At 74.2% G+C, this 25,923-nt stretch carries 24 protein-coding genes and 3 pseudogenes; 12 read left to right on the forward strand and 15 right to left on the reverse strand.

Going from position 1 to position 25,923, the window contains the following annotated elements; translation table 11 throughout:
• Positions 1-235: 235 nt before the first annotated feature.
• On the reverse strand, positions 236-1,387 hold the full coding sequence (gene rho / locus IEZ04_RS09065) for a transcription termination factor Rho (protein ID WP_189216212.1): 1,152 nt from the start codon (positions 1,385-1,387) through the stop codon (positions 236-238).
• Positions 1,388-1,818: 431 nt separating this feature from the next.
• Between rho and IEZ04_RS09070 the strand changes: the two genes are divergently transcribed.
• Positions 1,819-3,579, forward strand: coding sequence for an alkaline phosphatase family protein (locus IEZ04_RS09070; protein ID WP_373296278.1), 1,761 nt, complete (start codon positions 1,819-1,821; stop codon positions 3,577-3,579).
• A 15-nt stretch (positions 3,580-3,594) separates the two neighbouring features.
• Here IEZ04_RS09070 and IEZ04_RS09075 read toward each other — a convergent pair whose 3' ends face one another.
• A complete protein-coding gene (locus IEZ04_RS09075; protein WP_189216213.1) occupies positions 3,595-5,202 on the reverse strand; it encodes an alpha-amylase family glycosyl hydrolase in 1,608 nt (535 codons plus the stop codon).
• A 53-nt stretch (positions 5,203-5,255) separates the two neighbouring features.
• Here IEZ04_RS09075 and IEZ04_RS09080 point away from each other — a divergent pair, with 53 nt between their 5' ends.
• Entirely contained in the window at positions 5,256-5,981 is a 726-nt protein-coding gene (locus IEZ04_RS09080) for a class I SAM-dependent methyltransferase (RefSeq protein ID WP_189216214.1), read from the forward strand.
• Positions 5,982-5,984: 3 nt separating this feature from the next.
• Here the strand turns inward: IEZ04_RS09080 and IEZ04_RS09085 are convergent, their stop codons facing one another.
• The 3 genes from IEZ04_RS09085 to IEZ04_RS09095 all read right to left on the reverse strand — a co-directional run bounded on the left by IEZ04_RS09085 (position 5,985) and on the right by IEZ04_RS09095 (position 8,454).
• A complete protein-coding gene (locus IEZ04_RS09085) occupies positions 5,985-6,950 on the reverse strand; it encodes an acetylxylan esterase (RefSeq protein WP_189216215.1) in 966 nt (321 codons plus the stop codon).
• Between the two features lie 129 nt (positions 6,951-7,079).
• Positions 7,080-7,853 carry a ferredoxin reductase gene (locus IEZ04_RS09090; RefSeq protein WP_229820908.1) on the reverse strand — a complete coding sequence of 258 codons (774 nt, stop codon included), beginning with the start codon at positions 7,851-7,853 and terminating at the stop codon, positions 7,080-7,082.
• Positions 7,846-8,454, reverse strand: coding sequence for a sulfite oxidase-like oxidoreductase (locus IEZ04_RS09095; RefSeq protein WP_189216216.1), 609 nt, complete (start codon positions 8,452-8,454; stop codon positions 7,846-7,848). The genes IEZ04_RS09090 and IEZ04_RS09095 overlap by 8 nt, the downstream gene beginning before the upstream one ends.
• A 270-nt stretch (positions 8,455-8,724) precedes the next feature.
• On the opposite strand from IEZ04_RS09095, the gene IEZ04_RS09100 reads away from it, so the two are divergent.
• The 3 genes from IEZ04_RS09100 to IEZ04_RS09110 all read left to right on the forward strand — a co-directional run bounded on the left by IEZ04_RS09100 (position 8,725) and on the right by IEZ04_RS09110 (position 11,487).
• A complete protein-coding gene (locus IEZ04_RS09100) occupies positions 8,725-9,654 on the forward strand; it encodes an NADP-dependent oxidoreductase (RefSeq protein ID WP_189216217.1) in 930 nt (309 codons plus the stop codon).
• A complete protein-coding gene (locus IEZ04_RS09105) occupies positions 9,651-10,517 on the forward strand; it encodes a GNAT family N-acetyltransferase (protein ID WP_189216218.1) in 867 nt (288 codons plus the stop codon). Before IEZ04_RS09100 ends, IEZ04_RS09105 begins: the two co-directional genes overlap by 4 nt.
• 166 nt (positions 10,518-10,683) lie before the next feature.
• Positions 10,684-11,487, forward strand: coding sequence for a putative protein N(5)-glutamine methyltransferase (locus tag IEZ04_RS09110; RefSeq protein WP_189216219.1), 804 nt, complete (start codon positions 10,684-10,686; stop codon positions 11,485-11,487).
• A 40-nt stretch (positions 11,488-11,527) separates the two neighbouring features.
• On the opposite strand, the gene IEZ04_RS09115 is transcribed toward IEZ04_RS09110, so the two are convergent.
• Positions 11,528-12,127, reverse strand: coding sequence for a hypothetical protein (locus tag IEZ04_RS09115; protein WP_189216220.1), 600 nt, complete (start codon positions 12,125-12,127; stop codon positions 11,528-11,530).
• 166 nt (positions 12,128-12,293) lie between these two features.
• Complete coding sequence (locus IEZ04_RS09120; protein WP_229820909.1) at positions 12,294-13,256, reverse strand: fibronectin type III domain-containing protein; 963 nt, start codon at positions 13,254-13,256, stop codon at positions 12,294-12,296.
• 171 nt (positions 13,257-13,427) lie between these two features.
• On the opposite strand from IEZ04_RS09120, the gene IEZ04_RS09125 reads away from it, so the two are divergent.
• A complete protein-coding gene (locus tag IEZ04_RS09125; RefSeq protein ID WP_229820910.1) occupies positions 13,428-14,144 on the forward strand; it encodes a glycoside hydrolase family 75 protein in 717 nt (238 codons plus the stop codon).
• 36 nt (positions 14,145-14,180) lie between these two features.
• On the opposite strand, the gene IEZ04_RS09130 is transcribed toward IEZ04_RS09125, so the two are convergent.
• From IEZ04_RS09130 to IEZ04_RS09150, 5 genes are all read right to left on the reverse strand, one after another.
• The gene (locus IEZ04_RS09130) at positions 14,181-14,591 is read right to left on the reverse strand and encodes a PTS-dependent dihydroxyacetone kinase phosphotransferase subunit DhaM (RefSeq protein ID WP_189216222.1); all 411 of its coding nucleotides are present in this window, start codon (positions 14,589-14,591) and stop codon (positions 14,181-14,183) included.
• Complete coding sequence (gene dhaL / locus IEZ04_RS09135) at positions 14,584-15,186, reverse strand: dihydroxyacetone kinase subunit DhaL (protein WP_189216223.1); 603 nt, start codon at positions 15,184-15,186, stop codon at positions 14,584-14,586. Before dhaL ends, IEZ04_RS09130 begins: the two co-directional genes overlap by 8 nt.
• 108 nt (positions 15,187-15,294) lie before the next feature.
• Complete coding sequence (gene dhaK / locus IEZ04_RS09140; protein ID WP_189216224.1) at positions 15,295-16,287, reverse strand: dihydroxyacetone kinase subunit DhaK; 993 nt, start codon at positions 16,285-16,287, stop codon at positions 15,295-15,297.
• Positions 16,288-16,669: 382 nt separating this feature from the next.
• The gene (locus IEZ04_RS09145) at positions 16,670-17,911 is read right to left on the reverse strand and encodes an FAD-dependent monooxygenase (protein WP_189216225.1); all 1,242 of its coding nucleotides are present in this window, start codon (positions 17,909-17,911) and stop codon (positions 16,670-16,672) included.
• Complete coding sequence (locus tag IEZ04_RS09150) at positions 17,908-19,305, reverse strand: MFS transporter (RefSeq protein WP_189216226.1); 1,398 nt, start codon at positions 19,303-19,305, stop codon at positions 17,908-17,910. Before IEZ04_RS09150 ends, IEZ04_RS09145 begins: the two co-directional genes overlap by 4 nt.
• Before the next feature lie 69 nt (positions 19,306-19,374).
• Between IEZ04_RS09150 and IEZ04_RS09155 the strand changes: the two genes are divergently transcribed.
• The 4 genes and pseudogenes from IEZ04_RS09155 to IEZ04_RS34665 all read left to right on the forward strand — a co-directional run.
• Positions 19,375-20,007 (forward strand): TetR/AcrR family transcriptional regulator, encoded by a 633-nt coding sequence (locus tag IEZ04_RS09155; protein ID WP_189216227.1) that lies wholly within the window; start codon positions 19,375-19,377, stop codon positions 20,005-20,007.
• Between the two features lie 181 nt (positions 20,008-20,188).
• Positions 20,189-20,656 (forward strand): annotated as a pseudogene (locus IEZ04_RS09160) (potassium-transporting ATPase subunit B); the annotation flags it as partial.
• Positions 20,653-21,342: pseudogene (locus IEZ04_RS09165) on the forward strand (potassium-transporting ATPase subunit C). The pseudogenes IEZ04_RS09160 and IEZ04_RS09165, both read left to right, overlap by 4 nt.
• A 199-nt stretch (positions 21,343-21,541) precedes the next feature.
• Positions 21,542-21,655, forward strand: a pseudogene (locus IEZ04_RS34665) (FAD-dependent monooxygenase); the annotation flags it as partial.
• A gap of 62 nt (positions 21,656-21,717) precedes the next feature.
• On the opposite strand, the gene IEZ04_RS09170 reads toward IEZ04_RS34665, so the two are convergent.
• The 3 genes from IEZ04_RS09170 to IEZ04_RS09180 form a co-directional block, all read right to left on the reverse strand.
• Positions 21,718-22,068 (reverse strand): DUF8129 domain-containing protein, encoded by a 351-nt coding sequence (locus tag IEZ04_RS09170; protein WP_189216228.1) that lies wholly within the window; start codon positions 22,066-22,068, stop codon positions 21,718-21,720.
• A 64-nt stretch (positions 22,069-22,132) separates the two neighbouring features.
• Positions 22,133-22,501, reverse strand: a complete 369-nt coding sequence (locus IEZ04_RS09175; protein WP_189216229.1) for a DUF6479 family protein — start codon at positions 22,499-22,501, stop codon at positions 22,133-22,135.
• Positions 22,502-22,547: 46 nt separating this feature from the next.
• Complete coding sequence (locus IEZ04_RS09180) at positions 22,548-22,952, reverse strand: ChaB family protein (RefSeq protein ID WP_189216230.1); 405 nt, start codon at positions 22,950-22,952, stop codon at positions 22,548-22,550.
• A 109-nt stretch (positions 22,953-23,061) separates the two neighbouring features.
• Between IEZ04_RS09180 and IEZ04_RS09185 the strand changes: the two genes are divergently transcribed.
• Both IEZ04_RS09185 and IEZ04_RS09190 read left to right on the forward strand, forming a co-directional pair.
• Complete coding sequence (locus IEZ04_RS09185) at positions 23,062-23,439, forward strand: four-helix bundle copper-binding protein (protein WP_189216231.1); 378 nt, start codon at positions 23,062-23,064, stop codon at positions 23,437-23,439.
• Positions 23,440-23,584: 145 nt separating this feature from the next.
• Positions 23,585-25,894 (forward strand): serine/threonine-protein kinase, encoded by a 2,310-nt coding sequence (locus IEZ04_RS09190; RefSeq protein WP_189216232.1) that lies wholly within the window; start codon positions 23,585-23,587, stop codon positions 25,892-25,894.
• The last annotated feature ends 29 nt before the right edge of the window (positions 25,895-25,923 follow it).

Consider the following 25,923-nt stretch of genomic DNA (forward strand, 5'->3'; position numbering starts at 1 on the left):
GCACGGCGTCCGTCCGGGTGCCGGGGCCGCCCACGGGCGCCGAGCACCCGGATGCACCAAGCGGAACCTGGCGAGCACGGGGCAAGGGGAAGGGCGTCCGCCCGGTCCGTCCGTCCGCCCGGTCCGTCCGTCTGCCCGGTCCGTCCGGTCCGTCCGTCCGGTCCGTCCGTCCGTCCGGTCCGTCCGTCCGCCCGGTCCGTCCGGTCCGTCCGGTCCGTCCGTCCGCCCGGTCCGTTCAGGAAGGGGGCAGCGTCGGCTGCACCTGGCGCAGGAAGGCCGCGTTGTCCGGGGTGCCGCGCATGCGCTCCAGCAGCGTCCGCAGGTACGCGGTGTCCTTGCCGTCCCGGCCGTCCCGGGTCCGCAGGGCGCGCCGCAGCCCCCGTACGGCCGTCAACTCGGCCGGGGAGAGCAGCAGTTCCTCGCGGCGGGTGCCGGAGGGGACGAGGTCGACGGCCGGGAAGACGCGGCGGTCGGCGAGGGCGCGGTCGAGGCGGAGCTCCATGTTGCCGGTGCTCTTCAGCTCCTCGAAGAAGAAGTCGTCGGCACGCGAGCCGGTCTCCACCAGCGCGGTGGCGAGGATGGTCAGCGAGCCGCCCTCCTCGGTGCGGCGCGCGGCGCCGAAGAGCCGCTTGGGACCGTGCAGAGCGCCCGCGTCGACACCGCCGCTCAGGGTGCGGCCGCCGCCGGCGGCCGCGTTGTTGTGGGCGCGGCACAGCCTGGTCAGCGAGTCCAGCAGGACGACGACGTCCTCACCCTGTTCGACGAGGCGCTTGGCGCGTTCCACGACGAGTTCGGCGAGCGCGATGTGCTGCTTCGCCGTCCGGTCGAACGTCGAGGCGAAGACCTCGCCCCGCACGGAGCGCCGCATGTCCGTGACCTCCTCGGGCCGCTCGTCGAGGAGCACCACCATCAGCCGGCACTCGGGGTGGTTGCCGGTGATCGCGGCGGCGAGCTGCTGGACGAGCACCGTCTTGCCGGTCCTCGGCGGTGCCACGATCAGGCCGCGCTGGCCCTTGCCGACGGGGGCCACGAGGTCGACGAGCCGCCCGGTGAGACCGCTCGCCGGGTGTTCGAGGCGGAGCCGGTCGTGCGGGTGCAGCGGAGTGAGGTCGCTGAAGTGCGGGCGGCCGCGCAGCTGTTCGGGCGTACGGCCGTTGACCAGCGTGACCTCGGCGAGGGCGCGCCGGTCGCCGCGCAGCCCGTCCACGGTGTCGCCCTTGCGCAGGCCGTACCGGCGGACGAGCGCGGCGGGCACCTGCGGATCGCCGGGGGAGGGCAGGCAGCCCTCGGTGCGCAGCAGCCCCTGGCCGCCCTGCGCGATGTCGAGCACACCGGAGACGGGCGCCGGGAGCCGCCGGACGGGTGGGGTTTCGAGTGCTGTGGTCATGCGTGGGTGTCCTTTCGTGGTCCTACGTGGTCCTACGGACAGGCACAGGAGGCAGAGGGAAGGGAGGAAGTGCCAGGAGGCGGTGGGAACACGCCTCATCACGGCGGGGAGACATCACGTCGCGCTCATGACGGGACACGCCTGACGTGGTGACACGGAAGCCGTCGCGCCCGGCCGGCCGTCGACGACGGACACGGTGGCGAACGGAGAGAGAAACAACTGGCACCGGCGCCCCGAAGCGGGCGAACACGAGTGCTCAGCACAGTCTAACACCGGACCGGGCCGTCCGGCGGGGAGATCTCCAGGTGAGCGCGAAGGCGTGCGCCGGTTGAACCGCGGCCGCCCGCGGGCCGTACAGGGGGAGGCGGTCCCGGCCTCCCGAGCCGGTCCGCCGCTCCGCCCCCGCACCACCCGTCGGAAGGACACTCGGGGTGTCGCTCTTCACGCGAATCCGCCACCTGCCCGTTCCGGGCCGGGCGCCCACGGACGAGGCCCCCGGCCCGGACGCGGCAACGGCCACCGCCACGGCTCCGGCTCCGCGCGGCCTGCGGGCCGGGCACCCCGACGCCGCCCGCGTCCTCGCCCGGGCGGTCAGCGTGCTGGCCGCCGCCGTGGTGCTGTTCGCCCTGCTCATGCCGGCCAGCGCCGAGTACTTCACGCCGGGGCAGTTCCTGCGGCTCCCGGTCGAGGCGATCCTCGGCGCCGCGCTGCTGATCGTGCTGCCGGGCAGACCGCGGCCGCCCGTCGCCGTGGCCATGGGCGTCGGCCTCGCCCTGCTGGTGGTCCTGAAGCTGCTCGACATCGGGTTCAACCAGTTCCTCGGGCGGGAGTTCGACCTCGTGCTGGACTGGGGACTGCTCGACGACGCCCTGTCGTACCTGGAGGACACCGCCGGCCGTACGGGCGCGCTCGGCGCCGCGGCCGGGGCGGTGGTGCTGGTGCTGCTCCTGCTCGTCGGGCTGACGCTGGCGGTGCTCCGGCTCGCCGCCCTCATGGTCCGCAGCAAGGAGAGGGCCACCCGGGCCGTCATCACCGCCGGAACCGTGTGGATCACGTGCGCGGCGCTGGGGCTCCAGCTCCTCGGCAGCACGCCGGTCGCCTCCCGGAACACCTTCGGGCTCGTGGAGGCCCGGGGGAAGCGGGTGGCGGCGGCGCTGCGGGACGAGGCCGCGTTCGCCAAGGAGGTGCGGAAGGACGCCTTCGCCGACGTACCGCCCGGCGAACTGCTCACCGGGCTGCGCGGCAAGGACGTCATCTTCGCGTTCGTCGAGAGCTACGGCCGCGGCGCGATCGACGACGGGGCCATCGCGCCCGGGGTGCGCGCCTCGCTCGACGAGGACACCGAGACCCTGCGCGCGGCCGGGTACGCGGCGAAGAGCGGCTGGCTCACCTCGGCGACGTACGGCGGCGGCAGCTGGCTCGGCCACTCCACCTTCCTGACCGGACTGTGGATCGACAACCAGAGCCGCTACCGCACCGTCACCTCCGGCGACCGGCTGAGCATCGTCGGCGCCTTCGCGCGCACGGGCGCCTGGCGCACGGTCGGCGTCATGCCGGGCGTGCAGAAGAACTGGCCCGAGGGCCGCTTCTACGGCTTCGACCGCGTCTACGACTCCCGCGACCTCGGCTACCGGGGACCGAAGTTCAGCTGGTCGACCATGCCCGACCAGTACGCCCTGTCCGCCTTCGAACGCCTGGAACACGGCCGGAAGCAGGACAAGCCGCTGATGTCGCAGCTCATCCTCACCTCCAGCCACCAGCCGTGGGCGCCGGTGCCGAAGCTGATCGGCTGGGACGAGGTCGGCGACGGCTCGGTCTACGACGGCATCGAGAAGGCGGGGAAGAAGCCGGCGGACGTCTTCTACGACGACGCCGCGGTGAAGCGGGAGTACGGCAGGTCCGTCCAGTACTCGGTGCGGAGCCTCGTCAGTTACGTGGAGCGGTACGGGAGCGACGACACCGTGCTCGTCCTCCTCGGCGACCACCAGCCCCTCGCCCGGGTCAGCGGCAACGGCGCGAGCCACGACGTGCCCGTCAGCGTCGTCGCCCACGACCCGGAGGTCCTCGACCGGATCGCGGACTGGGACTGGGCCGACGGGCTGACACCCGGGAAGGACACCCCCGTGTGGCGGATGGACGCCTTCCGGGACCGCTTCCTGACGGCGTACGGGCCGCGTCCGGGGACCGGATGACGGCCCGCCGGCGGCTCAGCGGGCGGGAGCGAAGACGCCGAAGCCGAAGCCCCGCGCCTTGACCGTGCCGTCGTCCAGCGCCACGCCCGACGCCTCCAGCACCTCCCAGCCGTCCGGAGCCCACCCCCGTCCCGCTCCCTCGAAGCGCCAGCCCGCCTCCTCCCGGCGCGGATTGACCACCACGAGGTACCGGCCGCCCCGCACGTACACGAACGGCCAGCCCTCGTGCAGCACCTCGACCGAACCGCCGGACCCCAGCTCGGGCGTGCCGGCGCGCAGGGCGATCAGACGGCGCACGAGATGCAGCAGGGAGGTGTCGTCGACGCGCTGGGCGGCCACGGACGGACGGTCCGGGGACGGGTCGAGCGGCAGGTAGAAACGGTCCGCCGGAGCCGTGGAGAACCCGGCGCCCGGGCTGTCGTCCCACTGCATGGGCGTGCGCGAACCCGCCCGGTTGTAGCGGGGGCCGAGCACGCTGCCCTCCTTGTCGGGCAGGTCCGGGACGTACCGCATGCCGATCTCGTCGCCGTAGTAGATCGCCGGCAGTGTCGGCCAGGTCAGCTGGAAGGCGAACGCGGCGGGGAGCTGCTCGGCGCCGCGGGGGCCGCAGTTGAGGCGGGAGAAGTCGTGGTTGGCGGTGGGCAGGGCGATGAACCCGCGGTCCCCGATGACCGCGGTCGCCTGCCGCCAGGCCGCCACGAAGGTACGCGGCGAACCCTTGCCGCTCGCGTCGAAGAAGCAGTCGAGGGGGTCCCAGACCTCGTTGACCGTGCCCTCGCCGTTGCTCCACAGCGAGCGCAGGGCCAGCCCGTCGGCGGGCCCGCCGGTCTGCAGGAAGAAGTCCGCGTGGAAGCCGGCCGGCACCGACACCTCGGGCTCGCCCCACTCCGACAGCAGCACCGCGGCGGGGTGCGCGGCGTCCAGCCAGTGCCGCAGCCCCGTCCACACGCGCGCGGTCTCCACCCGGCCCGGGTCGTCCTTGACCAGCGACGCGGCCATGTCGACGCGGAACCCGGACACGCCGAGCCGCAGCCAGTGGTCCATGATCGTGCGCAGCGCCTCCCGGTTGGCGCGCGGTCCCTCCGCGTCGACCGGCTGCCGCCAGGGCTCGGCGGGGTCGGTGCGCGCGTAGCCGAAGTTGAGGGCGGGCTGGGAGTCGAAGAAGTTCGGCAGGTATGCGCCCGGCCGGGTGCCGGGGGAGGCGACGAAGCCCTCCGGGCGGCCCTCGGACGTCCAGATGTAGCGGTGGTCGTCCGGGTCGTCCATGGCCGCGCGGAACCACGGGTGCCGGTCGGAGGTGTGGCCGGCGACGAGGTCGAGCAGGATGCGGATGCCGCGTCGGCCCGCCTCGTCGACCAGCCGTACCAGGTCGTCCGTCGAGCCGTAGCGGGGCGCGACGTCCAGGTAGTCCGCGACGTCGTACCCGGCGTCGCGGAACGGCGAGACGAAGCAGGGGTTCAGCCAGACGGCGTCGACGCCCAGCCAGAGCAGGTGGTCGAGGTGTTCGGTGATCCCGGCGAAGTCACCGATGCCGTCGCCATTGGAGTCGGCGAACGACTGCGGGTAGATCTGGTAGAAGACGGCGTCGGCCAGCCAGGCGGGGGCGGGACGGAACGTGGTCATGCTGTGACCCTAGGCCGGTGCACCCGGACCGCGCTGCCTCTTAGGCTGACCGGGTGTTCACTCCCGAGGGTCCCGGCCTCCGCGAACTGGCCGTCCAGGCGCTGTCGTCCGTCGAGCGCGGCTACGACCTGCTCGCACCCAAGTTCGACCACACGCCCTTCCGTACGCCGGACGCCGTCCTGGACGCGGTGGGCAGGGCGCTCTCCTCCCGGGGACCGTTCGGCCACGGGCTCGACCTGTGCTGCGGCACCGGCGCCGGGATGGGCGTGCTGCGCGCGGTGTGCCGGGAGAGCGTGACCGGAGTGGACATCAGCGCGGGGATGCTCGCGGTGGGGAGGGAGCGGCCGGACAGCGGCGGCCCGCGCGCCGCGTGGGTGCGCGGCGACGCCCTCGCCCTGCCCTTCGGGCCCGTCTTCGACCTGGTCGTGAGCTTCGGCGCGTTCGGGCACTTCCTGCCCCGCGAGCTGCCCGCGCTGTTCGCCCAGGTGCACGCGGTGCTGCGGCCGGGCGGCCGGTTCGCGTTCCCGCTCCCGGCGCCCGCCCCGCCGGGCTCCCGCCGCTACTGGGCCACGCTGGGCTTCGACGCGGCGATGCGGGTGCGGAACGCCGTGTGGCGCCCGCCGTTCGTCATGTACTACCGCCCGTTCCGGCTCGGCCTCGTACGGCCGGAGCTGGAACGGGCCGGGTTCGGCGTGGAGCTGAGCGCGCTGCCCGAGTTCGGCCGCCTGCCCGACGGCAGCCCGCGGTGCCGGCTGGTCGTGGCGGCCCGCCGGCCCTGACCGCTAGACGTGCGACGGCAGCCAGGCCAGCTTGACCGCCTCCTGGTGGGGGCCGCCGCCCTCGTGGTCGTTGAAGTCGTACACCTCGATGCGCTTGTCGTCTCCGGACCAGGCGTTGAAGGCCGCGAAGACCGTCGACGGCGGGCACGTCTGGTCCTCCAGCGCCGCGGAGAACAGGGCGGGCGCCCGGCCGCGCGCGGCGAAGTGCACCCCGTCGAAGTAGGCGAGCGTCCGGCGGACCCGCTCGGTGCGGCCGCGGTGGGTCTTCAGGTACCTGCCGATCTCGCGGTACGGGTCACGGTCCGTCAGCGTCGTGGCGCGCGGGAAGTCGCACAGGAACGGCACGTCCGGGGCGACCGCGACGAGGTCCGGCACCAGGCCGCCGGCGGCGATCGCGATGCCGCCGCCCTGGCTGGTCCCGATGACCGCCGTCCGCGCCGCGTCGGTCAGCGGATGGGCGCGGGCCGCCTCCACGGCGCGCACCGCGTCCGCGTACACGCGCCGGTAGTAGTACGTCTCCGGGTCCTCGATCCCGCGGGTCATGTGCCCGGGCTGGGCGGGCGCGCTGCCCACCGGGTCCGCGGTGTCGCCGTTCGTCCAGCCGCTGCCCTGCCCGCGGGTGTCCATCACGAAGTGCGCGAAGCCCGCCGAGGCCCACAGCAGGTGGGTGTGCGGCAGTCCCCGGCCGCCGCCGTACCCGATGTACTCGACGACCGTGGGCAGCGGCGCCGTGGCCCCCGCCGGCAGGACCAGCCAGCCCTTCACCGGGTGGCCGCCGTAACCGGCGAAGGTGACGTCGTACACCTCGACCGTGCTCAGGTGCGTCCCGACCGGCGCGAAGACGGCGTCGAGCTCGTGCTCGCGGGTCTCCTGCAGCGTCTTCGCCCAGAAGGCGTCGAAGTCCCCGGGCTCGGTCGAAGCGCTTCGGTACTCGCGGAGTTCGTCCAGGGGCAGATCGAACAGGGCCATGGGTCGACACCTTCGTGAGGTCTGGGGTGCGGATGATCACACCGTACGGTGCCGGGACGCACGCCGCCAGAGTCCCGTACCGGCGGCGGCCCTTTCCGGGCGGGCGTCGGGTCCCCGGCGCGTCCCGCCTCAGCCGAAGCGCTCGATGCGGATCCGGTCGACGGGCTGCCCGGCCTCGACCAGGAGCCGCGAGGCGTGCTCGGCGAAGGAGTTCGAGCCGCACACATAGGCCTCCCAGCCACCGGGCGGCGGTGCGGCCAGGAACGGCGCCACATGGGCGGCCGTCAGCCGGCCCACGGGCACACCCCCGGGTGCGCGCCGCGTGAACACGGGCGTCGTCTCCGGGCCGAACTCCCGCGCGTAGATGAGGTCTTCGGGCCCCCGCGCGGACACCAGCAGCCTGAGCGGAACGGACAGGTCCCGCGCCCGGTGGTGGCGCACCATGGACATCAGCGGCACGACGCCGGAGCCGGCGCCCACCAGCAGCGCGGGCCGGTCGCCCGGCCAGGCGAAGAACCCGCTGAGCGGGCCCCGCACCTCGATCCGGTCCCCCGGCCGGGCCACCGTGTGGAACCAGCCCGACACCTCCCCGCCCTCGACGTGGTCCAGGGTCAGCTCGATGTGCCCGCTGTCGTCGGGCGGCGACGCGATCGAGTAGTGGCGCTGGGCCACGTGACCGTCCTCGGCGGTCAGCCGCAGCATCAGGTGCTGGCCGGGCAGGTGCCCCGCCCAGTCCGGCACGGCGAGACGGAACGTCGACGCGCGCGGGGTCTCGCGGCGGACCGAGACGAGCGTCGCGGTCCGCCACACCGAGGCGGTCTGCTCGCCCACGGCGATCCGCCCGGGCACGGCGAAACGCGTCGGGGGAGTGAAGGGGGTCGTGGGAGCGGCGGTCTCAGTCACCGGCGTACCGCTGTTCTTCCCAGGGGTTGCCGCGCGCGTGGTAGCCGTTGCGCTCCCAGAACCCCGGCTCGTCGTGGTCGAGGAGCCGCAGGCCTGCGATCCACTTCGTGCTCTTCCAGAAGTACAGGTGCGGCACCAGCAGCCGTGCGGGACCCCCGTGCTCGGCGGGCAGCGGCTTCCCGTCGTCGTAGGTGAACGCGATCCACGCCCGCCCGCCCCGGAGGTCGGCGAGCGGCAGGTTCGCGGTGTACCCGGTGTGCGCGTACGCGACCGCGTGGGTGGCCGACGCGTCGGGCCGTACCGCGTCCAGGAAGGCGTCCAGGGACACGCCACCGAACCGCGTCCCGAACTTCGACCAGCCCGTCACGCAGTGGATGTCGCCCTCGTAGACGGAGCCGGGCAGCGCGTGCGCCGCGTCCCAGTCCCAGGTGCGCGGCTCGGCCACCGCTCCGTCGATCCGGAACGTCCAGTCACCGGGCGCGAGGTGCGGGGTGACCTCGGCGGACAGGACGGGCCAGTCCTTCCCGGCGTCGTACTGGCCGGGCGGCAGTCCCGCGTCGGGGACGCGCGGGCGCCCGGTGAACCCTCGGGTGACGTGCATGCGGTGCGGTGCCTCCGGAGCCGGCCGCGCGGGGGAGGCGCCGGCCGGTTGCGCGCCGGGGAAGGCGCTGGTCAGTTGCTTCTCCCTCCACCGTACGCGGTCCGGGCAGTGGTCCGTCCCGCAGCCCCCTCACCACCGGTCCACGCCCGCCTGTGATCATTGCGGTTCCGTGAACGCGCGGGCGGCACGGGAACAGCCGGCGCCCGGACTCCGTTGCCGCCGGTGCGACCGTGTCCGTGTCGGTGGCAGCGAAGGAGAGGGACAGCACCCATGCCCAAGGCGTACGTCTTCACGCGGTACGGCGGACCGGAGACCGAGGCCCTCGTGGAGCGGGACCGGCCGGTCCCCGGCCCCGGCGAGCTGCTGGTCGAGGTCCGCGCGGCCGGCGTCAACCCCGTCGACTTCAAGCAGCGCAACGGGTACGTCCGCCCCGGTGAGAGCGCACGCGAGCTGCCCGCCGTGCTCGGCAACGAGGTCGCCGGGGTCGTGGCGGAGACGGGCCCGGACGTCACCGGCTTCGCCGTCGGCGACGAGGTCTTCGGCAACCCGGTCACCGGCGGGTACGCCGAGTACACGCTGCTGCCCGTCACGGTCACCGCGCACAAGCCCGCCGGGCTCTCCTTCACCGACGCGGCCGCCCTGCCCGTCGCCGCGGCCACCGCGTACGACGGCGTCCGCCAGCTGGACCTGCCGGCCGGTGCCACCCTCGTGGTCACGGGCGCGGGCGGCGGGGTCGGCGTGGCCGCCGTGCAGATCGCCCGCGCCTTCGGGATACGGGTCGTCGGGGTCGCGAGCGCGGGCAAGAAGAACCTCGTGGAGTCGCTCGGCGCCGTGCACGTGCCGTCCGGCCCCGGCCTCCCCGGCTTCACCGAGGGCGTGCGGGCCGCGGCGCCGGACGGCGTGGACGCGGTGTTCGACCTGGTGGGCGGCGACGTCCTCAGGGCCGCGGCCGAGCTGCTGCCCGACCGTACGAAGCTGATCACCGCGGGCGGCAAGGACATCGTGGCCGGGCTCGGCGGCGCGCCCGTCGTCCGGGCCCGGAACGCGGCCGTGCTCGACGAGGTGGCGCGACTCGTCGTAGACGGCTCCCTGCGGCCGCACGTCACGGGGACGTTCCCGCTCGACCGCGCGGGCGAGGCGCTGCGCACGGTCGAGGAGGGTCACGCCACCGGCAAGATCGTGATCGAGGTCGCCCGATGAGCCGTCCGCTCACGGGCAGCCCGGCGAGCACGGGGACCACGAGGACCACGGGAATCAAGGGGAACACGGGGAACACGGGAACTGCGGGGAGTACGACGGGCGCGGGGAACGCGCGCCGGACGGCGGCGGACCGCCCGGCCGCGCCGCACGTCCTCGACCACCCCGCCCTGACCGCGCTCACCGGCCCGCACGCCCGCTTCGCCGAGCGGCACGGCCGCATCCTGCGCTACCCCGCCGACGTGACCCCCTGGGTGGCCCTGCCCGAGGAACCGGACGCCCGTGACTGGGCCGTCCTCGCGGCGCTGGCGGGCCCCGGCGGGGAGGTGCCGCTGCTCGGCTTCGACGGCCGGGTGCCGGACGACTGGGAGGTGATCTGGGACGCCGAGGGCGTCCAGCTCGTCGACGACGGCGTCGCCACCGCGCCCGACCCGGAGGCGGTCCGGCTCGGTCCCGCCGACGTGCCCGAGATACTGGACCTGGTGGCGCTCACCCGGCCCGGGCCGTTCCTGCCCCGCACCATCGAGCTCGGGACCTATCTCGGCATCCGCCGCAACGGCGTCCTCGTCGCGATGGCGGGCGAGCGGCTGCACCCGCCGGGGTGGACCGAGATCAGCGCGGTCTGCACCCACCCGGACGCCCGGGGCGAGGGCCTCGCCGGCCGGCTCGTCCGCGCCGTCGCCCACGGCATCCGCGAGCGGGGCGAGACCCCGTTCCTGCACGCCGCCGCCGGCAACGTGAACGCCGTGCGGCTGTACGAGTCGATGGGCTTCGCGCTGCGGCGCGGGACCAGGTTCATGACGGCCCGGGTGCCGGCCGCGGCGGGACGGGGCGAGACGGTGGGGGCCGTGCGGCGGATGGAGTAGGGTGACACGGCCAGTCGTCACGGCGCAGGCGCGCCGTCGAGTCGCCGAGGAGGTGGGACCGATCACCACAGTGTCAGGTCGGGTGCTCCGTCTCCCGTGCGGCGTGGTGCGCCGCCGGTAGGCCACGCGCGAGCGCCCTTCGCCCACCGAAAGGCCTCTCGGCACCATGCCATCCCCGTCGCCGCTTCTGCCGACGTCCGCTGTCGTCGCCGCCCTCCGTTCCGCCGGCTGTGTCTTCGCCGAGGACGAGGCGGAGCTGATACTTTCCACCGCCCGCACCCCCGACGAGGCCGCCGGCATGGTGGACCGCAGGGCGTCCGGGCTGCCCCTCGAACTCGTCCTCGGCTGGGCCGGGTTCGCGGGTCTGCGCATCACCGTCGGCCCCGGGGTCTTCGTGCCCCGGCGCCGTACCGAGTTCCTCGTCGAGCAGGCGCTGGCGGCCCTGCCCGGGGCGTCGGTCGTCGTGGACCTGTGCTGCGGGTCGGGCGCGGTCGGCGCGGCGCTGGCCGCGTCCCTCGACGGCGCCGAACTGCACGCCGCCGACGTCGACCCGGCGGCCGTGCGCTGCGCCCGCCGCAACCTCGCGCCGTTCGGCGGCCACGTCCACGAGGGCGACCTCTTCACGGCCCTGCCCGACGCCCTGCGCGGCCGCGTCGACATCCTCGCGGCGAACGTCCCGTACGTACCCACCGAGGAGATCGCCCTCCTGCCCGCGGAGGCCCGCGACCACGAGCCGCCGGTCGCGCTCGACGGGGGCGCCGACGGCCTCGACGTCCTGCGCCGGGTCGCCGCCGGGGCCGCGCCGTGGCTGGCCCCCGGCGGCAGCCTGTTCGTCGAGACGAGCGAACACCAGGCGCCGCTCGCCCTGGAGACCCTCACCCGCGCCGGACTGGCCGCGCGCCTGGCGGTGTCGGAGGAGTGGTACGCCCACGTGGCGATCGGCACGAAGCCCGCGCCGGGGTCCTCCTGAGCCGGCCGGCGGCCACTGCCCGGAGGCGGTGGCAGCCGGTTCAGAAGCGGCTCGGCCCGGTGCGTCGGCGCAGGTACCGGATCGCCGCTCCCGTGCCCGCGGCCACCAGGGCCAGGCCGCCCAGCAGGGTGAGGGCGCCGTAGTCCTCCGTGGCCCCGCCGACGCCGCCCAGGACGCCGCGCGAAGGGGTGGGCGACGGGGACGGGGGACGGGCGGGGAGGAGGCCCGCGGGGGCGGAGCCGACGGGGGAGGGCAGGGTGGTGGCGGAGATCGTCGGGGCGCCCGGGACGAGGATCGCCTGGGTGCCGGCCGTGGTCCCGTCCTTGCAGACCACGGTGACCGTGTAGGTGCCGGCGCCGACGTTCGTCCAGGCGGCGGACTGCGTGCCGCTCGTACCGGTCAGCGTGGCCCGGCGGCCCCGGGAGAAGTCGGCCTGCCCGCCGGCGAGCAGGGAGGCCCGGCCGAAGCTGCCGTCGGGGTTCATCGCGGAGCAGGTGCTGGTGGTCACCTCGACCGAGGCCCCGACGGCGCTCACGGAGATCCCCGGTCCGGCCTGCGCGGCCCCGGCCGGGGCCGGCGGGAGCGAGACGACGGCGGCCGCGGCCAGTGCGGCGCGTGCGAGCATCTGTCCGGTACGCATAGGACTGCCCTCCGGCGGCACGGTCGGCGGTACGTCCGGTGGGCCGCCGTGGGTGGGGGAGGCCCGTGCTGCCTCGAGCCGAGCCAATGCGGCACGGCCGCTCCGCGCATCCGGACGGCACCCGGCCGGGTGACGGGTTCCCGCGTCCGGGGGAGCCGCCCGGTCGTCACCGGCCCGTCGTCACCGTCCGTTCCTCCGAGAACCCGCCCCAGGTTCCGTCCGGCAGCTTCGCCCTGATCCGCACCCGGTGCGTGACCCCGGACTCGCGTCCCGCGTAGAAGCTGTGCTCGGCCTCGTCCCGGGGCGCGGGGCCGCCCCAGACGAGCGAGGTGGCCAGGCGTCCGTCGAGATGGATCTCGTACTCCGTGATCACCCCGTCGGCGCGCGGCGGTACCCAGGACAGGTCGATGTGGTACGCCCCGTCGGCCCGGTGGGTCGACGCCCGGAACCGGGTGGGCGCCGTGCCCCGGCCGTCGTCCGACCCGGGTGCGGTGGTGATCTCGACCGTGGCACTCGTGGGGGAGACGTTGTCCGCCGCGTCCCGTGCCCGCACGCCGAACGAGTAGCGGGTGCCGGGCCGCAGCCCCGTCACCACGGTCGCCGTCTGCCCGCCGCCCACACGGTGGATGCTCGAGCCGCCCTGGAGGATGTCGTACGACACCACGGCCCGGTCGTCCGTCGAGCCCTCCCAGCTCAGCTGGACCGCGCGGCTGCCGGCCGCCTTGCCGCTCAGCCGCTCCGGCCGGGTCGGCGCCCGCTCGTCGGCGGCGGTCGCGGCGGGCGTGGTGGCGCGCACCGGCGGGCTGGGCGGCCCGAGAGCGCCCTCGGCGCTCCGGGCCCGGACGGTGAAGTCGTACTCCGTTGCGGGTTCGAGCCCGACGACGTCCGTCATGTGCGCGGAGCCGGGCACCTCCTTGACCTTCTCCCGCCCGCGGTACACCTCGTACGCGGCGATCTCCGGTTCCCCGGTCGCCCGGTTCCACATGACGTGCACGCTGCCGGAACTGCCGGCCTGGGCCGTGACCCCGGCGGGGGCCGGCGGGACGCGGCGCCCCTCGCTCATGTCCTGCCCGCAGGCGGCGGTGAGGAGCAGTGACCCGCAGAGCACCAGCACGGAAACGCGTCGCACGGCGCCGCCTCCCCTCGACAATTGGTCTGTACCTATATGGCGTGCGTGGCGTGACCGCGTCAAGAGGGAGGGCGGCCGGACCCCGTTCCGCTTCCGACCGGTCCCCGCGGCGTCCACCGTCCGGCCCCTCCCGCGTGGCCCTGCTCCGCGCGCCCCGGCACTGTGGGGCGCGTGACGCCCCGCGACCTCCGCCGACGCGCACTGGCCCTGGCCGGCGCCGCCCTGCTCGCCTCGGCCCTGCCACCGGCACCCGCCCGCGCCGGAACGGAGGACGCCGTCGGCGCCGCGGACCTGCTGGCCGCACTGGGCGACTGCCGGCCGGTCTCCCGGGGGAGCTACCGCAGCGACCGCGGCGCCCCCGCCGACATCCCCGTGTGCGGCACGCGCGACGTGGCGTTCTGGACGGCCGACATGGACATCGACTGCGACGGCCGGGCCGGTGCCCGCTGCAACCGCCGCACCGACCCGGACTTCCGGCCCACCACCGCCTTCCGGCAGTCCGACGGGCGGTACCTCAGCGCCGAGACGCTGCCCTTCGTCGTCGTACCCCGCCCGAGCCGCCTCTGGGACCACCGCGCGTACGGCGTGGCCGGCGGCTCCGTCGTCGCCGTCGTCCACCGGGACCGTGTCCGGTACGCGGTCGTCGGCGACACCGGCCCGGCGGACATCATCGGTGAGGCCTCGTACGCGGCGGCGAAGGACCTGGGTCTCGACCCGGACCCGCGCGCCGGAGGCACCGGCGGCGGAGTCACGTACATCGTCTTCAGGAACGCCCGCGTGAACCCCGTCGAGGACCACCGCCGGGCGGTGACCCGGGGCGAGGCCCTGACGCGCGCGTTCCTGCGGGACTCGCGGCGGAACGAGCCGGAGCAGACGCCGGCGAGGTGACACGGACCCCGGTCCGTCCGCCACCTCGCCGCTCCGTCACTCCTTCCGGTAGGTGTACGCCTCCCGTGCCGCGGCCTCCACCGCGTCGAGGTCCGCGCCCGCCGAGGCCGTGACGACCGCCGCCACCGCGCCCTCCACGAAGGGGGCGTCGACCAGGCGGGTGCCCGGGGGCAGTTCGTCGCCCTCGGCGAGGAGCGCCTTCACCGTCAGCACCGCGCTGCCGAGGTCCGCCAGGACCGCCACCCCGGCCCCGCGGTCCACCGCCGCGGCGGCCGCCGCCAGCAGCTCCGCGCTGGTGCCCAGCCCGCCGTCCGCGGTGCCGCCCGCCGGGGCGACCGGAGCCGTGGCCCCGCCGCCCGCGAGGCCCACCGCGAGCTCGGCCACCGAGGAGGCCACCGCGGCGCTGTGCGACACGAGAACGATGCCGACCCGCTGCCCGTCAGACATCGGCGGCCTCCGCCAGGGCGGCGACCAGCAGCGCGGCGGACGTGGCGCCGGGGTCCCGGTGCCCGACACTGCGCTCGCCCAGATAGCTCGCCCGGCCCTTGCGCGCCCGCAGCGGGGTCGTCGCCTCGGCGCCCCGCTCCGCCGCGTCGGCCGCCGCGGCGAACGACTCACCGAGCGCGTCGACGGCCGGTACGAGCGCGTCGAGCATCGTCTTGTCCCCGGGCGCCGCCCCGCCGAGCGTCGCCACCGCCGCCACGCCCGCGCGCAGCGCCTCCCGCAGCCGCTCCTCCCCGACCTCGGCCGCGTCCGTGCCGAGCGTCTTGCCGGTGCGGCGCAGCAGCGTGCCGTACAACGGCCCCGACGCCCCGCCCACCGTCGAGATCAGCTGCCGTCCGGCGAGCTGCAGGACGGCGCCGGGCGTCGCCGGCGCCTCCTTCTCCAGCGCGGCCACGACGGCGGCGAAGCCGCGCTGCAGATTGCTGCCGTGGTCCGCGTCCCCGATCGGGGAGTCGAGGGCGGTGAGCCGTTCCGCCTCGCGGTCCACGGCCGCCGCGGCGGCCGTCATCCAACGGCGGAAGAAGTCGGCGTCGAGCACGGGATCTCCTTGCGTTGCGTGGTACGGAGCGTGAGAGGAAGGGAGTGGGAGGGGGGAGGAGGACGGGGGGGAGGGGCGGGGGATCGGTTGAGGGAGACGGGGAGGGACTCAGCCGCCCCAGCGCAGCCCCGGTGTCCGCACCGGGGCGTCGTACAGCCGCAGCAGCTCCTCGTCGACCTGGCACAGCGTCACCGACGCACCGGCCATGTCGAGGGAGGTCACGTAGTTGCCGACGAGGACGCGCGCCACGGGCACACCCCGCTCGGCGAGCCGGCGCTGCACCTCCGCGTTGAAGCCGTACAGCTCCAGCAGCGGGGTGGCGCCCATGCCGTTCACCAGGACCAGCACGGGGTTGCGCGGGTTCATGTCCTCCAGGACGGCGTCGACGGAGAAGTCGGCGATCTCCCGGGAGGTCATCATCGCGCGCCGTTCCCGCCCCGGCTCGCCGTGGATGCCGACGCCGAGCTCCAGCTCACCGGCAGGCAGGTCGAAGGTGGGGCTGCCCTTCGCCGGAGTCGTACAGGCGTCGAGCGCGACGCCGAAGCTGCGCGAGTTGTCGTTGACCTTCCGGGCCAGTGACTCCACCTGCTCCAGCGGACGCCCCTCCTCGGCGGCCGCCCCGGCGATCTTCTCCACGAACAGCGTGGCACCGGTACCGCGCCGGCCGGCGGTGTAGAGGCTGTCGGACACGGCGACGTCGTCGTCCACCAGGACCTTCGCGACCTGGATGCCCTCGTCCTCGGCGAGTTCCACCGCCATGTCGAAGTTGAGCACGTCACCGGTGTAGTTCTTGACGACGAACAGCACACCCGCACCGCTGTCGACCGCGGCGGCGGCCCGCACCATCTGGTCCGGCACGGGCGAGGTGAACACCTCCCCGGGGCAGGCGGCGGAGAGCATTCCCGGTCCCACGAAGCACCCGTGCAACGGCTCGTGCCCCGAGCCGCCACCGGACACAAGGGCCACCTTCCCGTCCACCGGGGCGTCCCGGCGCACGATCACCCGGTTCTCCACGTCCACGATCAGCTCCGGATGGGCGGCAGCCATACCCCGCAGGGCGTCCGCGACCACGGTCTCCGGGACGTTGATGAGCATCCTCATGGTTACCTCCTGGTGAGGTCGGCAGGTGTGGCTGTGACGTGCGTTCGCCTGGTCGGGTGGGCTGGTCCGGGGTGTCCACCCCGGCGGTCCGTCGGTCTTCGTCTACCCGGACGTCCGCCATGGGTGCGGGTCACGTGCCAGACGGTCCCGCGACCCGCGATGCCGGAATCGGTGATTGCTGCCGGCCATCCTGATCGGTTCTGCGTCGCGGCGCCACGTGCACGGTAGTAACAGGCCCGGGGGCCCCTGTCCGATGGCCGTAATAACAGGCCCTTCGGCCGTACCGAAGTGGTTGGTCACGGCGACGCGACTGACCGATGGGCAGACGCGCGCCGCCACTCCCGGAACAGCAGTGCTCCAGGAACACCGGCGCGCGCCGGGCTCACGGCCTCGGCGTGAAGTCGGGCAGGGTGAGGGCCGAGTGAGCCGGTCGCCCCTTCGCGGCGGAGGGGGTGGCCTCGATGTCGCGGAGCATGTCGTTGCGCTGCTCCAGGGCCCGGGCGGTGGTCGGGAAGAGTGTGGCGTCGCCCTTGCCGACCTGGTCCTGGTTCAGGGTCACGAACTCGCGGGTGGTGTGTTCGTAGGCGGCGAAGCCCGCGGTGTGGTCCCGGTCGGCCAGGGAACCGGCGAGCATGTACGCGCCGACGAGGGCGAGGCTGGAGCCCTGCCCGGTGAGGAACGAGGGTGCGTACGCGGCGTCGCCCACCAGCGCGACCCTGCCGCTGGACCAGCGGGGCATGCGGATCTGGCCGACCGTGTCGAAGAACAGGTCGTCCGCGTCGTTCAGGGCGGCGAGCATGGCCGGGACCTTCCATCCCGCGTCGGCGAAGACCGAGGCGACCAGGTTCCGTCGGGCCTCCGGGTCCCGGAACGCGTCGGACGGCGGTTCCGGGTGAGTGAAGGTCAGGAGGGCGTGCACGGCGTCCTCGTCCTCCACGGCGTAGAGTGCCGCGGCCCTGCCCGGGGTGTTCCACATCAGCAGTTCGTGGGAGAGGCCGAACGTGTTGCGCATGGTGAAGCCGGCGAAGCAGTAGCCGAGGTACCGGTGGAACCGTCCTTCGGGGCCGAACAGGAGCTCGCGGGTGCGTGAGTGCAGTCCGTCCGCCCCGAACACCATGTCGAACGTGCGGCTGCCGCCCCCGCGGAAGGTGACGTCGACCCCGTGGCCGGTCTGGTGCAGGGTGTCGACGGAGTCGTCGAACAGGAACTCCACGTCGTCACGGACCGTCGTGTAGAGGGCGGCGGTCAGGTCGCCGCGCCGCACCTCCAGGTCCCGTCCCGCGACACCGCCGGTGACGGTGTGCGGGGCGACCGAGGCCACCTCGCCGCCGTCCCCGTCGAGGAAGGTCAGCCGGCGCAGGTCGATGTGCATGTCCCGCAGTCGCGGCAGGATGCCCATCCTCCGGACGACATCGAGGGCGGTGCCGCGCACGTCGACGGGATGACCACCGCCACGGAACGTGCCCGCCTTCTCGACCACCGTGACCGTGAACCCGTGGCGGTTCAGCCAGAACGCGAGGGCGGGCCCCGCGACTCCGGCCCCGGATATCAGGGCCGTGCGCTTCGGCGCGGTGCGGACGGTACGGGTGGGGCGGGTCTCTCTCAACCGGTCGGTGCGGGTCATTTCTTGGCTCCTTCGCGCATGGTGCGGGCGACAAGCAGGGACAGCGCCGTGACGGCGCCGGCTGAGACGAAGCCGGTCACGAAGGCCGATTCGGCCGGGACGTCCGACCCGTTGGGGGTGCCGGCGGTGAGGATCGCGCCGCTGACCTGCACCCCCACGGCGAAGCCGATCACGCGGGTCACCAGGACCAGGCCGGTGGCGATGCCGGTGTCGCTCCGGTCGACGGACGTGGCGGTGCCGGCCACCATCGCCGTGACGCACAGACCGTTGGCGAGCGAGATGAACATCTTGCCGATGACGAGGTGCCACACCTCGGTGTGGACGGCCGCCAGGGCGATCAGGGCGGCGGCCATGATGGCGATCCCGGCGGTGATCACGGCGCGCGAGCCGAAACGCCGCGCCCCGATCCCGCTGACCGGCCCGGCCAGCGACGCGGCCACGGCGCCGGGCAGCAGGTAGAGACCGATCTCGGTGGCGTCGGCGCCGAAACCGTACGTGTCGGCGGGCACCGCGAACAGCTGCGGCACGAGGTAGACCGGCACCGAGGTACCGACGCAGACCACGGACGTCAGCACGCACGACTTCCACACCGCGGGCCGTGCCAGCATGCGCAGATCGACCATCGGTGAGGCCGCGCGCCGTTCGACGGCCGCCCATCCGGTCACGAAGGCGGCCAGCAGTACGACAAGGGCGCCGAGCACGAGTGGCCGTGTGCCGATGTCGGGCGCCAGCGCGAGGACGAGCATGAGCGTGACCAGCGTTCCGCTGAGGAGGAGCAGGCCGGGCCAGTCGATTCCGGCCTCGTCCGGGCGGTCCGGCGGATCGTGCGGCATCAGTCTGTTCACCAGCAGGGTGGCGCCGATGACCGCGATCGTCGGCAGCGCGAACATCCAGTGCCGGGAGAGCTGTTCCGCCACGGGGCCGGCCGACAGCGTCCCCGCCATCCCGCCTCCGACGAACAGCCCGCTGACCACCCCGATGGCCACCTTCGACGCTCCCGCGGGAAGGTGTGCGCGCACCAGGACGAACGACAGGGGCAGCGCGCCCACCATCGCCCCCTGCAGCACCTGACCGAGCAGCAGCACCGGCAGGTTCGGTGCCAGGGCGGACACCAGACCGCCGGCGCAGACCACCGTCATCAGTCGGACCAGGACCCTTTTTCCGCCGTAACGGTCGCCCAACTTGCCTGCCACCGGTGTGACGAGCGCTCCGGTGATGAGGAGCACGATGCTGAGCAGCGCCCCCTCGGCGGGGCTCATGTCCAGCTCGCGTTGGAGGAGCGGAAGCGTCGGCGTCACCACCGACTCCAGGGCGCCGGTGGCGACGGCCAGCATGCCGAGGGCCCCTACAGCGGCCTTTCCGATGCGGACCGGTGGAGCGAGGGTTGCGGTCATGGACGTCCCTTCCGTCTCGCCGGGCCGACTACACTACACCGTGCAGTGTAGGAAAGGTAGGATGCGTCCATGCCGACCACGAAGACACTGCGCGAGGGGTCCGCGCGGAAGCGGGCCGCCATCCTCTCGGCGGCCCGGGAGCTGTTTCTCGCCGACGGCTTCGACCGGACCAGCGTCGACGCGGTCGCCGCCCGGGCCGAGGTGTCCAAGCGGACGGTCTACGACTACTTCGGCGACAAGCAGACGCTTCTTCGAGCGGTCGTCGACGCCGTCGGCCAGTCACTGATCACCACGATCCGGCGCACCCTCGACGACACCCTCACCGACCTCCCCGAGGCCGCCGGACTGGAGGACGCCCTGGTCACGTTCTCCATGAGCATCGCGACCGACATGCTCGGCTCGGCGGAGTACGCGACGCTGCAACGACTGGTCCGGGCGGAATCCGGCCATCTGCCGCACCGGGGCTACAACTCCATGGCAGACACCCCCGACGAGGCACTCGCCGAGCGGTTCGCCGCCCTCGCCGCGGCCGGGCTGCTCGATGTCCCCGACCCCCGGCTCGCGGCCGACCAGTTCATCGCGCTGACCTTCGGCGTCGCGCTGGACAGGCTGGGCTCCGCGAACGCCGCGGAGGACGCCCGCGTGCGGCCACTCGTCGTCGAGGGGGTGCGGACCTTCCTCCGGGCCTACCGGACCAGGTAGGGCCGGGGGCACGGCACGGACAGTACGGGCGGCACGAGCAGCCCGGGCGGCACGCGGGAACAGTGCGCCGTCGCGGGCGCCGCTCGGCCCTCGTCCATGACGTACGCCGGCATGGCCTGCATCGTCACCACGCTCGCGGCCTTCGCGCTGGTGGCCCTCGTCGCCAGGGGGTGACGAAGCCGTGACCGCCGAGAACGTCGTCGGCCCGGTCGTGGCCGTCGCCCTGATTGGCTGTCCCGTCCTCGCTCTGGTGCTCCCGGAGACCATGACCACCGGCACCTCGGCCGCCAAGGAGGCCGGGGACATGGTGGACCTGGACTCCGGCCCCACCGAGCTCATCGAGCTCATCGAGATCGTGGAGATCGGCAACCAGTCGCTGATCACCCGGGGGCGGACGAGCTCAACGTCATGCGGCTGTCCTCGCCGGACTCCGCGATCCTCGCCGCGGTGATCCTCAACGCGCTGATCATTGTCGTGCTCGTGCCGCTCGCCCTGCGGGGAGTGCGCTACCGGTCGGTGAGCGCCGACCGGATGCTCCGCCGCCACCTCGCCGTCTACGGCCTGGGCGGCCTGATCGCCCCCCTTCGTCCGCATCGAACGCGTCGATCTGATCATCTTCGTCGGCCACGGAACCGGCCGACCACCATGAACACCCCTGTCGCCACAGTGCGCCTGCTCGGAGCGGACCTGCGGGCCCTCCTCGTCCTCACCCTGCTGACCGGCGTCGTCTATCCACTGGCCGTCACCGGCTGGCCGTCACCGGCGTCGCGCAGGCCCCGTTCCCCGGCAGGGCGAACGGCTCCGAGGTGACGGCGGACGGCAGGGTCGTCGGGTCCTCGCTGATCGGCCAGTCCTACGACCTGCCGTCGAAGGAGGGCCGGAAGAGTCCCGACGCCGACTTGAGGTGGTTCCAGGGCCGCCCGGCCGATGGACTCGGCACCAGCAGCTACAACACCCGGTACGACCTGCTCCTGCCGGGGGCCACCAACCTCGCCGCCGACGCCGCCGACAACGAGGTCCTCGTGCGGCGGGGGGAGGAGGCGAAGGCCGCCGTCGGCCGGGACGACTCGGTGCCCGGCCACGCCGTCCGGCCCTCCGACGTGCCCCCCCGACGCGGTGACCTCCGCCGGCTCCGGACTGGACCCGGACATCTCGCCGCGGTACGCGCGGCTGCAGGTCCACCGGGTCGCCGAGCGGAACGGGCTGCCCGTCGAGCGGGTGGAGAGGCTGGTCGAGGAGCACACGCGGGGCCGGACGCCCGGCTTCATCGGCGAGCCACGGGTCAGCGTCCTGGAACTCGGCATCGGGCTCGGCGCACTTCTGGAGACGTCATGACCCCGGCGCCCGGACCCGTCACGGGCGCTGACAGGGGTGGACCGCAGCACAGCTTCGGGCCGTCGGCGCCCGCTGTGAAGTCGGCTCCACCCTCCTCGGCGCCGAGCTCCGCTTCGGCGGGCGTGCACACCGCGTCGCCCGGACCGAGGTCGTCAAGGACCTCATCGCCCTGCGGTTCGCCGACGGCGGCCCCCTGCTGCGGCTGGAACGCGGCACCGTCACCGTCGAGTGGGTGCCGCCGGTGCGCAGTCACGTCACCGAGCCGATGCGGTACGGCCGGCTGTTCCTGGCCGCGGACGCCGCGCACATCGTGGGAGAACTGCACGGGACTGCCGTTCCGGTGCGCCGCACGGCAGGCCGGTGGCGGACCGTACGTCAGCCCTGCGTCCGGTTGCCCTTGGGCTTGGCCGGCTGGTCGGGGGTGCCGTGCGGCGGCGGGCTGAACGGCTCGGGCGACGTCGCCGGCGTGACGGGCGAGCCCGCGCGGCCCGTCCCCACCTCGGGGCGCAGACCGGCGGGGTCGCCGGACGTCGGTTCGGCGCCCGCGCGCAGCTGCTCCAGCCGGGACGTCAGCACCTGCACCGCGGGGAGGCGGTCGGCGTGCTCGCGCTCGTACGCCAGCAGTTGCTCCACCTCCCCGACGGTGAGCGTGCGGACACGGCTCTCCACGCTGCCGATCGGCAGCTGGTCGTAGTCGGGCAGCGGCAGGGTGCTGCGGTCGGCCATGACTCTCTACTCCCTTTGGTGCTCGTTTCGGTGCCGTGCCGTCTCCGGGCCGCGCGAGGCGCCGTCAGTGGGCGCCCAGTCCTCCGCTGCCGAAGGAACCGCTGCCGCCGTTGCTCCAGCGGTGACGCGGCTTGCCCGGGCTGGGCCGCGAGGACGCGTTGCCGAATCCGTGCAGGTCGTGGGGGAGGGTCCGGGTGTCGCTGCGCGGCATCTCGTCGGGCTCGCGGCACGCGGTCTCCTGGTACACCGGCCCGCCGTCGGGCAGCTTGGGCTGTTCGTCCGGCCGGGGCCGGGGCAGCTCACGGCGCCAGATCCGCCTGCCCATGTAGAGGGCACCGATCAGCACCGCCACCACGACCAGGCCGGCCACGAACGGGCCGATACCGATCATGTGATCCCGGTTCACGGCGAGATCCATCAGTTCCGTGTTCATGTGAGGTGAGTACCCCAGTCATAACCGGCGAACCAGGATGAATGGCTCATTTCTCCCGGGCGTCGCGCGTCCGGGAACGGTTCGCCTTCCGGATCGCGTCGAGCAGCTCTGCCTTGCTCATCCGTGACCGGCCGTCGACGCCGAGCCGCCGGGCGACCTCGTAGAGGTGCCCCTTGGACGCGTTCTCGTCGACGCCCTCACCGCTCCGGCCGCCCTGCTGCCGGGGGCGCGCGGACCGGGGATCGGAGGGGCCGCGCCGGCCGTGCTCCTTGCGCTCCCAGTGGTCGCCGACCTTCTCGTACGAGTGCTTCAGCGCGCCGAAGGCGACGCGGTGCGCCCGCTCACCCTCGCCGTACTGTTCGACCGCCGAGTCGTGCGCCTTGATCCAGGTGCGCCGGGCGCCCTCGGGGGAGCGTTCCAGCGTCGAGGGCAGTTCCTGTCGTCCGGGCACGGTCACCCACCTCCTGGAGCCGGGGACGGCCGGGTGCCCTACCGGACGGCGCAGAAACAGATGCGGAGTCGGCCGGTTTGGTGTAAGTCGGCACGGCTACCCGCCCGATGTGACCTCAACGACTTCCCAACAGGAACTCTTCCGATTTCTCGAGGACCGTTTCGCGTGTGCGCAGGCGTGCACCGAGTGCGCGCGGGCGTGCGCCCTTCGTGCCAGCCTCGTGGACCCGGACGGCTCCACCGACCAGGAACGCGTGCGGCGCAAGGGCATCATGTGCGCGGAGGTGTGCGACGCCACCTGCCGCGTGCTGTCCGAGCAGGCGGGGCAGGACGAGGCCACCCTGCGCGTGCAGGTGGAATGGTGCCGCACCGTGTGCCTGGAGACCGCGCACGCCTTCGACGAGCACCCCGGCGCGGAGGACGGCGCGAAGGCGTGCCGCGAGTGCGCTCAGGCATGTACCGACTTCCTCGCCACGCTGGACGCCTGACCGTCCGGCCGCCGGTCCGTGTCGCGGTCGGCGGCGCCACGCCGGCCCCGGCGCTTCCGTCCGGCACCGTACAAACCCGGACCACACCCCGCCATACTGGACGCGCTGGGGCGGGGCCGGACACACCGGGGGGCGGTCGGCAGGCATGGCGGACTCCAGGCTGATCCAGGGCCGGTACCGGTTGCTCGACCGGATCGGGCGCGGCGGGATGGGGGAGGTGTGGCGCGCGAAGGACGAGTCCCTGGGGCGGCACGTCGCCGTGAAGTGCCTCAAGCCCCTTTACACGCAGACCGGTCACACCTTCGCCCGGGTGCTCAGGGAGCGGTTCCGGCGCGAGGCCCGGGTGGCCGCGGCCCTCCAGCACCGCGGGGTCACCGTCGTCCACGACTTCGGCGAGGCGGACGGCGTGCTGTACCTCGTGATGGAGCTGCTCCAGGGCCGGAACCTGAGCCAGCTGCTGGAGGACAACCGGGGCCACCCCCTGGCCGTCGCCGACGTCGTCGACGTCGCGGCCCAGGGCGCCGCCGCGCTCGCCTACACCCACCGGCAGGGCATCGTGCACCGCGACCTGAAGCCCGCCAACATCATGCGGCTCACCGACGGCACGGTGAAGATATGCGACTTCGGCATAGCCCGGCTGGGCCGCGACATCGGTCTCACCTCCCGGCTCACCGGCACCGGCACAGCCATGGGCACCCCGCACTACATGTCCCCCGAGCAGATCGGCGGCGATCCGGTCGACCACCGCAGCGACCTGTACTCGTTCGGATGCGTGCTCTACGAGATCGCCACCGGGGTGCCGCCCTTCGACCTCGACGACGCGTGGGCCGTCCTCGTCGGCCACCGGGACACCCCGCCCGAGCCGCCCCGCAGTCACCGGGCCGACCTCCCCGGACACGTGGAGCGGGTCATCCTCGATCTGCTCGCCAAGCGGCCGGAGAACCGTCCGCAGGACGCCCTCGAACTGGAGCGCCGGCTCGACGGCGACGGCGGCCGGAGCCGGAACGGCGGCACGCCGGCCCGGATGCGGACGGTCGTGTCGTACCCCGTGGCGCCCCTGCCCCTGCCCCGGCCCCGCCCCGTCCCGGAACCGTCGGGCACGCCGGGCACGCCGGGCTCGTCCGGTGCGCCCGTCGCGTCCCGTCTGCCGTCCTGGACCCGGGGCATGACCACCGGGCACAAGGCGGCCGGGGCCGGGCTGCGCACCACCCCGCCGGACCCCTCCGCGGGCCTCAGCGGCGAGTGGATCGCCCGCCCCCTCACCGGCCGCGCCCGGCAGCCCGCGGTCCCCGCCCGGCCCGCCCCCTCGCCCGAACTGCTCACCGCCCTCGCGGGACGCCACAACGCCGGTCTCAGCCTGGGCCGCCTCGGCCGCTGGACCGAGGCGGGGGAGGTGCACCGCGCGGTCGCCGCCGAACGCGAGCACGCCCTCGGCCCCGACCATCCCGACACCCTCACCAGCCGCTACGAGGTCGGGTTCACCCTCAGCCGCACCGACAGGCCCGCGGACGCCCTGCGCGAGTTCGACCACGTCGCCCACGTGCGGGAGCGCGTCCTCGGCCCCGAGCACCCCGACACGCTCGCCGCCCGCCAGGAGGCGGCCTACGTCCTCGGCCGGCTGGGCCGTCATCCGGAGGCACACCAGGCGTACGCCTCCGTCCTCGCCGCGCGGACGCGCGTCATGGGCCCCGACCATCCGGACACCCTGCGCTGCCGGCACAACCTCGCCGTCAACCTCAGCCGGCTGGGCCGCCTGGAGGACTCGTACACGATGGCGTGCGAGGTGGCCGACGCCCGCGCGCGGGTGCTCGGCCCGGCGCACCCCGACACGCTCGTCACCCGGTACGAGGTCGCCTACCTGCTGGGCCAGTCGGGCCGCTGGCCGGAGGCGCTCGGCAGGTACGAGGAGGTCGCCGGGGACCGTGCCCGGGCCCTCGGCCCCGACCATCCCGACACCCTCTCCGCCCGCTACGAGGTCGGCATCGGCCTGGGGCGGCTCGGCCGCAGCATGGAGGCCCTGGGCCTCTACCGGGACCTCGTCGAGGACCGGACCCGCGTCCAGGGCCCCGACCACCCCGAAACCCTCCGCGCCCGCCACGGCCTCGGCGTCAACCTCGGCCGGCTCGGCCGCTGGGAGGAGGCGCTCGCCGAGGCCCGCGACGTGTGCGCGATCCGCGAGCGGGTCCTCGGCCCCGACCACCCGGACACCCTGGTCAGCCGTCGCGAGGTCGCCGTGGGACTCGGGTGGCTGGGCCGCTGGGCGGACGCCCTCACCGCGTACCGGCACGTCGCCGACGTCCGTGAGCGCGTCCTCGGCGCCGCCCATCCCGACGTGCTCGCCGGCCGCAACGACGAGGCGCACTGCCTGGAGCAGCTCGGCCGCGGCCAGGAGGCCGTGGAGCTGTACCGGAAGGTCGCGGCGTTACGGCAGCGGGGGGCCGTGGGCGGCCGGTGACCGGCGGGCGCGGTGGACGACGGCGGCCC

The sequence above is a fragment of the Streptomyces ruber genome, assembly GCF_014648075.1.
GTDB lineage: Bacteria > Actinomycetota > Actinomycetes > Streptomycetales > Streptomycetaceae > Streptomyces > Streptomyces ruber.